Below are 13,119 nucleotides of genomic sequence, written 5' to 3' on the forward strand. Positions count from 1 at the left end.
TTAACTTAACATATATAAATAAAAATAAAAAGGGATTAAAAAATGGACAACCAAAACAGAGCAAATAACAAAACAAAATATCTAAATAATTATTTTACAAAAAAACTCTTCGCCGGGGCTGGTTTTATATCCGGTTCGCTAGTTGCACTTTCGCCTTACCTTGCAAAAATAATAACCCCTAAAACAATTTATATAAAAGATTTTGTTATTAATAATCTAACCGCTAATAGTGCCGAAATTAATTTTAGATTAAAGGCAAAAAATAAATTGGATAATGAATTTGTCAAAAATGCTGACTTAGAACTTATTTATATAAACAATCAATCCCGTTATATAACAAAATCAAAAGTTGTCTATGATCCTAAAACTGATAGTTTTTCAACTTATTCTGATAATTTATTAGGCGGTTCTACTTATCAGCTCCAGTTAGTAAGCGCAAATAACCCACGTTATTATTTTAGTTTTTTAAATTCTTCACAGTTTTTCTCAACCAAAAACCAAGTTGAGAAATTTTCTTATTATGATCTTGCAAATCAAACAATTTTAAATCTTGATTTATATGATAGCCAAAACCTTTTAGATTCTGCAAATCTAATTTTGTATTATAAACAAATTGGTAGCGATAAGATTTTATCGACAAAAAGCCAATTTCTAAATAATAGTGAGCAAAAACAAGCATCATTTTCTTTTTATAATTTATCGCGAATTGCAAAATACGAAATTCTCGGACTTAAATATTATTACCAAAATCAAGACGAGTTATTTGATCTTGAAATATCTCCACTTGCAAACCGGTATTTTAGTGTAAGCCCGCTTTCTGGAAAAATTGTTAGTCTGAGCCAAAAATCTTACGGCCTTAATTCCGCGCTTATCGAAATTGGTCTTTTATTTGATAACCAAAAGCCAGAACTTGGCAAAACTGAGAAAATCAATCTTGAATATTATTGGCGCGGCGAAAATGGCCAATATCAATTTGAAGTTGCAAATGATGTTAGTTTAATATTTGAAGGTAAGCGGATTTATGCTAATTTAGATCTAAGCGAAATTCCTGGCGGGGCGAAATTCTGAATCTCACGAATTTGGAATAATTCAGGGACCCTTAAAATTAAAACTGATAATAAATTCTCATTTATTTCGGCTCCGGAAGTTGCAAAAATCAAAACTTTTGTCAGCCTTGATAATATTTCTAGTTTTGATGTTAAATTCAACGATCAATCACTCCTTTTAAATGGTAAGGATGTAAAGATTAACTTTTTTGCTGATGATGCCCCAAATAAAATCTTATCAACAACCGGTCAAGTTGTTGGCAATAAGCTTTTTTCTTTTGCCAAAAATTTAGCAAAAGAAAAACATTTTACAATTGATTCCCTTGAAATTCTTGGAAGTGCAACTAATTTTGCCGAAACTAAGATACAAGATACCAAAAGAATTTTCTTTTCGAAAAACTTTGACCCAAAAGAGAAAAAGTTTTTCACCTACGCAACGAGCGCAACAATTGAATCAGTTAGCACCGATCGAATTAGTGAAGATACTGCACGAATTAGCGTAATTCTTGATTCTGTCGATGATTTTATCAAAGATAATATTGCGACTTTATATTTTAAAGTCGCAGGGTCTAGTAATTTACTAAAATCCGCTGCTGAAGCTTTTAAAATATCAGGGAATAAACTTGTTCTTAGTTGGGATTTAATTAATTTAGAACCAGGGACAACTTATTTTATCGATTCAATCGGCATTGCCGATTCAAAACAGTACTTTGTTAATAAATTATACCTAAATTTCGGTACTAATATTAATGCTAGCAAGCTAAATTGAACAACACGACCAGCAGTTTCTTCAATTACTTATACAAAGAAATCGTCAACTTCGTTAGCTTTAAATATTGCAATTAAAAATGTTTTGGAAAATTTAAAAACCGCAAAAATTAAGTATAGCGAACTAAAACCTAACGGCAGTCAAAAAACTGTTGATGCTTTAATTGAAAATAATACTGTAATTAGTAATTTGCTGGTGCAAAATCTTGAAAAAGGGCTTGATTATCGTATTGATTCAATCGAAATTGATGGGTATAAATCTTCGAAAAACAGCTCTGATATTCTTGCTGTTTCAAAAACAATAAGCCCTGCCCAAAGAATTTTCGGGCTTCATGCACCTTTAGTTTTAAAATCAATTAAAAATGAAGGCGAAGAGCAAACAAGTGCGAAATTAAAAGTTGAATTTACCCCCGAAACTATTAGAGCAATTGGGGATAAAAAACTAAAAATTTATTATTCGCTTGCCGGTTCATCAAAACTTTTATCCCAAGAAGTTGCCCTTCAAAAAGCTACTGAAAATCAAAACAGTGTCGAATTTAGTCTAACTAATTTAGAAATTGGCGCAAAATATAATATCAATTCAATTGTCCTATCCCGGAAAGTCACTGATTTAAATGGGGAGATTACTACTCTTGAACGCAATGTTTTATTTGGCGATGAAACTAACAAATTGCCTGATTTAGCCCATTTTTACACAAAAAGTGCGATAGTGGAAGTGGGTTATGATAATTCTTATGAACAAAGAGTAATTGCCACTTTTATATTAGCGGATGCAAAAGGCGTTTATAGTGGCAAAACCGCTAAATTAAAATACAGGCTAAAAGAAAAAAACGGGAAAAGCCAAGAAGCACAAAGTGCCCAGCACCAAAGTGGGGAAATTACCGCGCCAATTGTCGGGACCCGCATCCGTTTTGATATTACCGATTTATATAAACAAGGTTTATACGAAATTGATGAGAATTCCCTTGAAATTGTCGATGGCAAAAACCAAATTGGAACTCAAAGTACTAGCCAAAGCCGCGTGCGCCGCGAGGTTAGTCAATTTCAGGTAACTAAAGGAACAAACAATATTCCTTTTAAGGCAAAATTACTTGATAAGGCTGAAAAAAAACAGTTTTTAACAATCCCAAAAACTGCAAATGTTACTAGCCTTGAATTAAAAAAACGTACAAAAAACAGTGCCGAATTTGAAATTGAATTCGGAAGAGACTTTCCAGAACAAAAATTGTTAAAAACCAAAAACCAAGCCCCTGAAAAACTTGATGATTTTCTTAATAGTCAAAGCTTAAAAGTCCGATTTAAAAAATACGGTGGTACTGAACAAGAGCAAATTGTTATTGCAACAAAAGATGTTCAAAGCCAAAAAACAAGTTTTTCCTTAAAAAATCTTGAAAATGGGCAGCAATATGTAATTCTTGGTTTTGACCAAGTAGAAACTGCTAAGAACCCAAAAGTTAATATTTATTTAGATGATCTTGATTTTTATAAAGATCAAATAATCGCTACTTCTGCTGTGATTCAAAAACTAGAAATTGATACTTCGGTAGAGACCCAAGCAAAGGTCCATCTTGAACTAAAAGATGGCGGCAGATATACAGCTGGGAAGAAAGTAAGTGTGCAAATCGAAAAAGTAGATGGCATGTCTAGTGTTTCACAAACTAACAATAACCTTGTCCAAACAGCCACTTCGCTTAACGGAGTTTATGATTTTACCTTCCTTAATTTAGAAAAATTAGTAAAATACAAAATAAAATCCGTTAAATTTGAAAATGCAATATCTTCAAAAAAACGCGCAAAACGCGCAATTAGTAAATTTTCCCAAGATGTTCAGACTGTTCTTGTCAATGTCCAAAGCGATTTAAGCCAAGAAGAAGAAATTGAGCTACTTGAGGCAAAATCTCAAACTCTTGAGGCAAAAAAAGCGTTTATAACTAAGGCGCAAAGTGCGAAAATTGTAGAAATTAAAGAAGAGAGCAAAACTACTAAATCCCTTTCTCTTAAATTTACCCTTGATGCCGCCGATGATTATTTAAGCGGTAGTGATATCGAACTTGAATATAAAAATCTATCTACAAACCAATTAGTTAAAACAAAAGTGGCAAAAGTCAAACCAGATAAAAAAACCCTTACTTTTCAATTAGATAGTTTAAACCCCGGCGATAAATACGAAATTCTTGCTCTTAGATTAAAAAATGACTCTGTTAGTGTCAGAAATCTACAAACACTCCAGCGAAATCATTTTGAATTCGCATTTGATAAATCACCTCATACAAAAACACCGTTTTCTAAAAAGTTCTTTTCCCCAACCCCAAATCTTAGCAGCATTAAAACTGAATCAACTTCCGAGACTTCCGCAAGAATCAGCGTTAAATTAAACGATAAGGGGGCAAACTGGAATTCAAAATATTTAAAAATTAAGTTAGCCCCTGAATCAAACCCACAAACTTATACAAGCCAAATCTCAAACGGGTTGGCAGTTTTTGAGATTAATGGTTTAAAAAAAGCTGGCGAATATCAAATTAAAAACCTTAAAGTTTTAGACACCCCTAGTTCGCCTGCCAAAGTCGATGGTAATGATATCGAAGGGTTTAACTCCCTAAAAGAACAAAAAAAATTCGAACTAGAGGCAGAATCTGCAACAATTGTCGATATTTCCTATAAATCCGATAATAATAGCGCCGATATTCTAGTAAAATTTGCTAAAGACGAAACCTTTTTAAATTCGCAAAAAAAAGGGAAACGAAAACTCAAATTTTATTTTAAAGACAGTCTTAGTGGGCATGGAGTTAGTGCCACAAGTGAGTTTAGCCAAATTAATAGCCAACAACCTGAACTAACACTTACTTTAGATAGTAAACAAAAATTGAAAGCGGGTGGATTATATTTACTATCTAAAATTGAAGATGTAAGTGATACTAACGGGCCTAAAAAATTAACGACCTTTAAATTTGCTAAAAATGATAACGAGTCTAAGTTAAAAAAGGACAGTGCTCCAGCTGTTTTAGACAAACTCTTTTTTGCAACAAAACCGGAAATTATTTCCTATTCATTTGAAAAAAAAGATGAGACCACTTATATTGCTAATTTTGAAATGGTTGACCCTTTAGCAGGCCGTGGCATCGAAAAAGGCGGCTTTGAAAACCGCGAGGTAAAAATCAAATACCAAAAACTTGTCGCTGGCGATGGTAGCCAGCCATCAGTATCTGAAATTCTTGAGACAACAGCAAAGGCTCAAAATTCAAAATTTAGTTTTGAAATTCAAAGCCTCGAAAAAAATGCGATCTATAAACTAGTAAGTGTTGATTGGGTTGATCGGGCAAGCGATAATAGCACCAATATGACAGACCCAACAATTAAATCACCAAATTCTAATAGTCAAAAAACCTTTGCAAGTTTTGCAGTTAAGGATTTAGATGCAAAAACAAAGACAAAAATTGAAGGTCAAATTCCCGGAAACGGGTTAGTTAGTTTTGGTCAGAATTTTATAATAAAACCCGAATCAGCCAAGGTAATTAGTATCGAAAAACAAGACAAGCAAAATGATAAGGCGATAATAACCTTAACATTTGATAATACTGACAAGTATTTAAAACATACAGATTATAAAAACAAGTTAAAACTTGTCTATTATCAAGTAGGCGCGCCCGAGCAGCAAAAAGCTTCTTTAAATTTAGATGATTCGCAAAACCAAAAAATACAATTCAAAACCGAAATTCAAAATCTTTCTGGCGGGAATAATTATAAAATTGTTGGCCTTGAAAATGATTCAGCGCCAAAACGAACTCGTCGGGCGGCAAGTTTAGCACAAAATCCTTTAACTTTTTATTTTGATGATAATAAAGTTCAAGAAACAGCAAAAGAATTTGCTACCTTACCAATTATTAATTCAATTTTGCAGCTAAGAAACCCCCTAAACCCAGGGCAATATGATTTTATCATAACCCTTAAAGATGCAGGGAAAGTATTTACGCAAAATTCAAATATCAAAGCGAAAATTCAATATAAAAAAGTGCTTAGTGGGAAATTTGCAAAAGCTAGTGTTCAAGAAGTTATAACCGAACTTCAAAAGCTTGAAAAAACTCAAACCCCCTTAGCTCAAAAATCAGAAGTTCAAAGTCTACAAGACTCTGCTAGCTTTAAATTTACTCTAAAAAACCTTGATCTTTTTGCGCAGTACTATATCGAGAAAATCGCCTATGATAGCCAAAACCCAGATAATATACTAGCAAAACAAGAATCAGAAGTTAGAAATTCGGCATCTTCTGGTTATTTCCGCTTTGCTAGCTCAGTTGAAGAAAAACGTGCATTTATTACTTTCCCAAGCAAGGTTATCGTTGATAAAATCACTATAAAACCTGATTTTGCTGCAAATAGCGCAAAATTAGAGCTTGAATTCGCGCCCAAATATAAAGGGTTTTTGGAAATTTATCATAACTTTGCCCTTGTTTATAAAACGCCAAAAGGGCTTTTTCAAGAAATTAACTTTAATACCAAAGACTTTATTAGCGCTTTGTTAAGCCAAGGCGCAAAACCAAAAGTAAGTGTTGAAATCAAAAATATTCAAGAACCAGGTAAGTATTTAATCGACCATATTAAATTTACTGATAAAAAAACTACGCAAATTAAAGCAATTTCTAATTTAGAATTACCCCCAGTTTTAATTAATGAGTCTATTAGTCTAAAAGACCGAAGTTTTTATACAAATACAAAAATAACCGAAATCCGCAAAAAATACATTGGCGAAACAAATGCAACAATCGAGTTAGTTATCGCCGATCCTTCCGGTTCTTATCTTGGTAAGCAAGTCGAGGCAACATTTAAGCCTACCCAATCTGATAATTCTAATTCTAATAATGTAACCTCACAAGCCCAAATAGTAGCTGATATCCCAGGTGTTAGCTCTAAAGCGGTATTTGAAGTTAAAACCCTAAACAAGCTAAGCGAGTATACAATCGAAAAGCTCGAGTTTGCAACCGCAACAGCGCCTAAATCTTCTGAGGTTCAGTTTCAAAGCCAAAAACATCAAGTTCCCTTCGCTCAAAATTCTAAAATAAATGATAGTAATAAAAAATTCACAACCAAGTTTGAAACCGCAACAGCGCTTGGAATTACCTATCAACTAGATCAAACTAAAAAAGCAAGGCCATGAGAAAAAGCAAAAATCCGCGTGTTTTTTAGCGCGCTTGACAAACCTTTAAAAACCCAAGCTACCAAGTTAAAACTTGTATATGAATCATCCAAAGACGGAATTTCTTCAGTTTCTAATACCGAAACTAGTGCAAGTATTATCAGTGACTCTAATAATTTAGCCAGCCAATGACAAAACCAAGTTCCCGAGACAGCTAGTTTGTATTATGAATTTTCCCTTGATAGACTTGATGCCGGAGCCCAATATAAAATAATCGGACTTAAAGATAGTAAAAACCAAATCCAAATTATTGTTCCTAATTCACCAGTGATTACAACAACTTTGTTTGCTACCCAACCAAGCCCGAGCCCAAAAACAAGTCCATCTTTTTCATTTAATACCGCCCCATTAATCTCAAAAATGAGTTATATCCCCGCAGAGAACACAATCAAGTTAATTTTAGATATTGAAAACTCACAAAAAATAAATTATGATAATAGCAAAGTCCAAATAAAATATAAAAAACTAAAACCCAATACTAACACCTATGGCTGGCAAGATCCTACAAAACCATTAAAGCAAAATCTTACTAGTTCCGAGCTCACAGGGACTGTTATTAATAAAACGATTGTTGCAAAACAAACAGAGAATAATACCCCTAACACTGGGCTCACCCGTCTTGAAGTTGAGCTTACAGGCCTTGAAAAAGGCAGTTGGTATTTAATTGACGCAGTTACTCTAACCTCTTTAAATGGTCAAAGTAAGCAATTGCAGTTATATCTTGACAAGGAAAATATTGAAAACCCCGCTAACAAGTTAGCAACTAATGAGACTAGTAAATGACCAACAATTATAAATACTTCAATCGAAAGTGTTACAATCCAGAGTGTCAAAACCTCATCAACTCCTGGATCTAACTTGTTAAGAAATTCCACCCCCCAATTAGATAGTGGCAAATTTGAGGTGGAATTTCCAGCCCAAGATGCTGCGTTCTTAAAAGATAGATACGAACTTCAACTTGAGCTTGAATCCGTAGAGAAAAAAGTGTTTTTTACAAACACAGTAGCAATTACTGCGCCTGCTGCGCGTAGTAAGCGTAGTAGTAGTAGTAGTAGTAGTAGTAGTAGTAGTAGTAGTAGTCCAACCCCTATTAAAGTCCAACTTGAGGCAAAAAATTTGCTCCCTGGGGATAGTTTTAAAATAAAAAATTATATTTTCAAGAAAAAAAATCCAAATGCAAAAAACTGAACCGTTAATTTACCTCTTAGTTTTAAAACGCAAATAAATAAAACAATGGCGCAAACTCCCCCCAGCCTCATAACTGCAAATGCAATAAAATCAATCCAATCAACCCCAATAAAAGAAGGCGAAACCGAAGTGTTTGTTATCTTTTATAATAAAAACAAATTACTCAATGGTAAAAAACTAACTTTACAAGCTGAGCTTGATCAAAACTTTGATAATAAATTCATCCCAACTAGTTGAAAAAGCAAAATAAGAGGGCAATCACAACTAGAAACCTCCGCGCGCGCAACGGTACAGGCAATCCAAGTTACACAAAAAACAAATGAGACCTGAGTCAAATTTAAAATGAAAACCCGACTTAAAAAAGGGAAACAATATAAAATTAAAAATATCTATGCAGGTGGGAGCCTCTTAACATTTGCAAATGAGTTATCTAATCCAGCTCATCGCCAAAGGCTATTTTATTCAAAACCGGAACTTGTTAGTCCTAGCAATATACAAATTACTAAAGTCAGTGAAACTTCAGCAACAATCTCGCTGAATTTCGCTGATGATGATGCATTCTTATCGAAAAAAAGCGTGTCGCTAGTTTTAAAAGAAGCAAATTCACAAAATTCGCAGTCACCAGCCTTAAGTGTTGTAAAAACTTTAACCTTTCAAAACAACCAGCAGAACAAAGCCGAATTTACATTCAATCAGTTAGTTCCAGGAACACTTTATACAATTACCGCACTTGTATCCGATACCTTGAATATAAGCCTCCCTCAACCTGGTGTAACTGACAACAACGAGCTTATCAAAAGCTGAGAAGATAGCCAAGTTAGTGCCAATACCAACCAATTACAATTTATCACAAAACCCCAAATTTCCAATATCGTTGTTACCCCCGATGACACTACTGCGAATCTAGTACTAGAAGGGATAACACCAGCTTTAAAATCCCTCCCGCTTACCTGAAAACTAAAATATAAAGACCTTGATAAAAAAAGCGCGCAAGAAAAAGAAGTTACTATTCAGCCTAAAAAGTTCCAAAACAATATCACTGCCTTAACAAAATGAACTAATTATCAAATTACTAAAATATCCGTTTCCTCTAGTACTTCCAGTTCCAATTCTCCTCTAAATGTTAGTTTTAGTTGGGATCTCCAATATGGTAAGAACCAGCAAAACACAAAGTTCAAAACAACGGCTAAGAACTTAGAAGTAATTCCTAATCAAACCACTGTCACAGCCATAAATACCAATAGTGTCGAATTAAGCGTCAAATTCGACAGCCAAAGTGCAAAAGCGCTAACAGGCAAGACATTAGTCGCAAGTGCTGCCCCCCAGTTGAACAGTTCTTCTTCTTCTTCTTCTTCTTCTTCTTCTTCTTCTTCTCAAACCTCAGCCTCAGCCGTAGTTAATCCCAAAGATCAAACTGCAAAATTCCTTTTTACTAACTTAAACCAAGGGCAGTTATATAAATTACAAAATATAACAACTCAAAATAGTCAAGATAGTCAAGATCAACATAATCCAGTTAAAGCAGATAAATTAATAATTCCAAAATCAAAACCTGAAACTATTAAAATACTTCAAAACCGATTTTCAAAACAAAAATCCGATTCCCTCCTATTTGCACCTCTAGCTGACCAAATATCCATGCTAGAAGGCTGAACAAGTCCTAATTTAAATAATAACTTAACCTATCAAGGCGAAACAATATATATAAAATTTAATAAATCAGCGGCAACTATACTTGATCAAGACTGATTAGAACAAAACCTCGATCTTTATTTACTCCCAGCGCCCAAAGATACTGATGAAAGTGGCAACATCCCTACCGAAATCAATCTTACCCCATATTTATTCAGACAACAAGGCGTTAGCCTCAAAATAGATAATCAAGCTCAGACAATCGCGCTAAATTTAGCTATTATCTCCTCGTCCTCTTCTTCTTCTTCTTCTTCCTCATCCTCATCTTCCTCTTCTTCTTCTTCTTCTTCTTCTTCTTCTTCTTCTTCATCCACTGGTGGCCAATATTCATGAACTCGAATGTTCATTGGCGGTCGCATAAAAGCAGTTTTACGTCGAAAATCAATTGAAGACCCTACAAAACCCATGACCCCTGCCCCTCATTCTTCTTCCGATCAGCAAATAATCTTTTTAGTAGCAACCAAAGCTAGTGTTGTCAGGCCAATGAGTGTTGATTATATGTATGAGGGCTTATTAGGCTTTACCTACTTAGTATTTGATCCCACAAATCAGTTACGTGCCACAGGGCGGGATGAAAAAGAAACCAACAAATTCGAAAGGTTAAGTCTATATAGTGAACAATCCTGGCTCAAGGTAGCATATTTTCCTAATAATAATAATAATATCTTACAAAACCAAGAAATCACGAGAGAACCAATTGCCATCCGCACATACCTTGTAAACCCCCACAGTTTAAAGCCTAGTCATTATAAGTATCTAACCGTTTATTATGATTGAAATGCCTGATCTTCTTATAGTGGTATGAATGGCCAACAAGCTAAGTCCTTCCCAAGCCCTGTTAGACCAGAAAATGATCTGGTTCATGAATATAACCCGTTAATCCAGTTTATCTTAGTCAAAAATCGAAAAGAAGTTCCTATCTTTGCCCCACTTCCAAAAGAAAGTCTAAATTCATCATTTAAAGTTGATCATCTATCTGTTAATCCCCCACAATTTATCAAGCGAAACCTAGCATCAAAGCAAAAAGACCCTTGATTACAAAAAAACTTAGCTCCCTGATGGCCAAAACAAAATATTTTCTCTTTAGCTAAAAACCCTTTTCGAACCCAACTACTTGCTGGTGATCAGAAAATACAAAAACTATTACCTTTTGAACCAACCTATGCAAATAAAAAATTCACTTTAACCCTGAATGCAACAAAAACAAACTGAACAAAAATTACCATAACAGACGGTCAAAATAGACAAATCGATTTACACAAACACCCCCAAAAAGACAACATCGCCTTTTGGTCTAATGCCGAAAACAATATTAATACCATCTTCCCAACGAAAATTACAACATCTTCTTCTTCTTCAACTAAAGAACCACTTACATATAACCCCGAGTTTTACTATAAATTGTTCTCTCCTAAAAAACCCCCTACGCTAGATAGTAAATTTAACTTTCAACAGTATAAACAAAATGTAAACGAACTATTAAATAAAGTGCGAACCCAGCAAGAAAAGAAATAAAAATAAAACCCTCGCCTTTAAAAAGACGAGGGTTTTAAATGTTTGATTTTGTTATTATTTATAAGAAATAGATTTTAATTTTTGTTTATATATTAAAAAGAAAGAAGAAAGAAAGGAGGGGTTTTTATTTTTTTAAAAGCTATCATACTTGATTTTAATTGATGGCCCCATTGAAGCTGAAACTGTTAAATTTTTAAAATAATTTCCTTTAACAGTATTTGGTTTTAGTCTCCGGATTAGTTGTAATAATGTTTTTGCATTTTCAACTAAATGACTTGCTTCCATATTGGTTTTACCAATTAAAGAATGAATAATGCCATATTTATCGGCGCGGTAATTAGCTTTTCCTTTTTTAATTTCGGCAACGGCTTTCTCTGGGTTTGGCGATACTGTTCCAGTTTTTGGGTTGGGCATTAGACCTTTTGGGCCTAATTTTTTCCCATACCGGCCTAAGATGGGCATTAGTTTTGGTTCGACTACTAATATATCGAAATTAAAATTATCAATTTTAAGATTTGCTTCTAGTTCCGCTGTAGAATAAATCAGATCAGCGCCTGCTTTTAAAGATTTTGTTGCAATCTCAGCAGAATCTGTTGCTACCAAAACGCGGATGTTTTTGCCAGTTCCGTAAGGGAGAACGACGGCCCCACGGAGTTGTTGGTCCGCTTTTCGGGTATCAAGATTTAATCTAATTGCAAGATCAACTGAACCAGAAAATTTTGTATAAGAAGTTTTTTTGACTAATTCCATTGCCTCTTCGAGAGTGTAAAAACGGTATTTATCGACTAGTTTACGGGCTTGAAGTAATTTTTTGGAAACTTTTTTCATTATTTAGTACTTTTTAGAAATTCTTCAATATTTTCGATTTCAACGCCCATTTGTTTACAAGTGCCATAAACTGTAAGAATTGCCTTATTAATATCGTCGGTATTTAAATCCGGCAGTTTGTATTCGGCAATTTCTTTTAGTTGGGCAAAACTAATTTTGCCAACTTTTTCATTATTTGGTTTTTTTGCACCTGATTCGATTTTAGCAGCTTGTTTTATTTTATAAGATGTTGGTGCTGTAAATAGTTGGAAATCGAAACTTTTATCTTTAAAAATCGTTATTTTAACAGGCACAGGCTCACTCCCGCGGGATTTTGTTTTGTCATTGAACTTCTTTGTAAATTCAGGCATTACAATTCCAAGACCGGCAAGGGCAGGCCCAGGTTTTGCCTGCCCTGCGGTGAATTGCAATTTTGCAACCCGAACAACGTTTTTTTTTACCATTTCGAGCAACCTTTCTGTTTTGGATTTTAGATTCTCTTAGTGGTTAGCGATTTTTTTTTTTTTTAAAGAAATCTCCCACAAAAAAATCAACAAATAAGTTATAATATTTTATTTAAATTATAACTTATTATTTTTTTAATTTTGCTTTTTGCTTTTTTTTGCTATAATAACATAAAAAAGCAAAAATTTGTATGGTGCTCTCGACAAGACTTGAACTTGCACCCGTTTCCGGATTAGAACCTCAATCTAACGTGTATACCAATTTCACCACGAGAGCATTAATGGCGGATCAGACAGGATTTGAACCTGCGCGGGCCCTTTTAAGACCCCTAATACGTTTCCAACATATCCTCTTCAGCCTCTTGAGTACTGATCCATTTTCTTTTTTATAAATTATAACAGTATATAACAGTATAAATAATAACATAAAAAAAGGAAAAAAGTGAAAAAT

Annotated in this window: 3 protein-coding genes and 2 tRNA genes; 1 reads left to right on the forward strand and 4 read right to left on the reverse strand. The window is 34.0% G+C overall.

Going from position 1 to position 13,119, the window contains the following annotated elements; all coding sequences use genetic code 4:
• Positions 1-42 precede the first annotated feature (42 nt).
• Positions 43-11,397, forward strand: a complete 11,355-nt coding sequence (locus MYF_RS01130) for a hypothetical protein (RefSeq protein WP_052234584.1) — start codon at positions 43-45, stop codon at positions 11,395-11,397.
• 132 nt (positions 11,398-11,529) lie between these two features.
• Here the strand turns inward: MYF_RS01130 and rplA are convergent, their stop codons facing one another.
• From rplA to MYF_RS01150, 4 genes are all read right to left on the reverse strand, one after another.
• On the reverse strand, positions 11,530-12,225 hold the full coding sequence (gene rplA, locus MYF_RS01135; protein ID WP_002557663.1) for a 50S ribosomal protein L1: 696 nt from the start codon (positions 12,223-12,225) through the stop codon (positions 11,530-11,532).
• A complete protein-coding gene (rplK, locus tag MYF_RS01140; protein ID WP_039387548.1) occupies positions 12,225-12,668 on the reverse strand; it encodes a 50S ribosomal protein L11 in 444 nt (147 codons plus the stop codon). Before rplK ends, rplA begins: the two co-directional genes overlap by 1 nt.
• Positions 12,669-12,860: 192 nt before the next feature.
• Positions 12,861-12,945: transfer RNA gene (locus MYF_RS01145), tRNA-Leu, on the reverse strand.
• Positions 12,946-12,950: 5 nt separating this feature from the next.
• Positions 12,951-13,044 (reverse strand) — tRNA-Ser (locus tag MYF_RS01150).
• Between the last annotated feature and the right edge of the window lie 75 nt (positions 13,045-13,119).

The organism is Mesomycoplasma flocculare ATCC 27399, from assembly GCF_000815065.1.
Lineage (GTDB): Bacteria > Bacillota_I > Bacilli_A > Mycoplasmatales > Metamycoplasmataceae > Mesomycoplasma > Mesomycoplasma flocculare.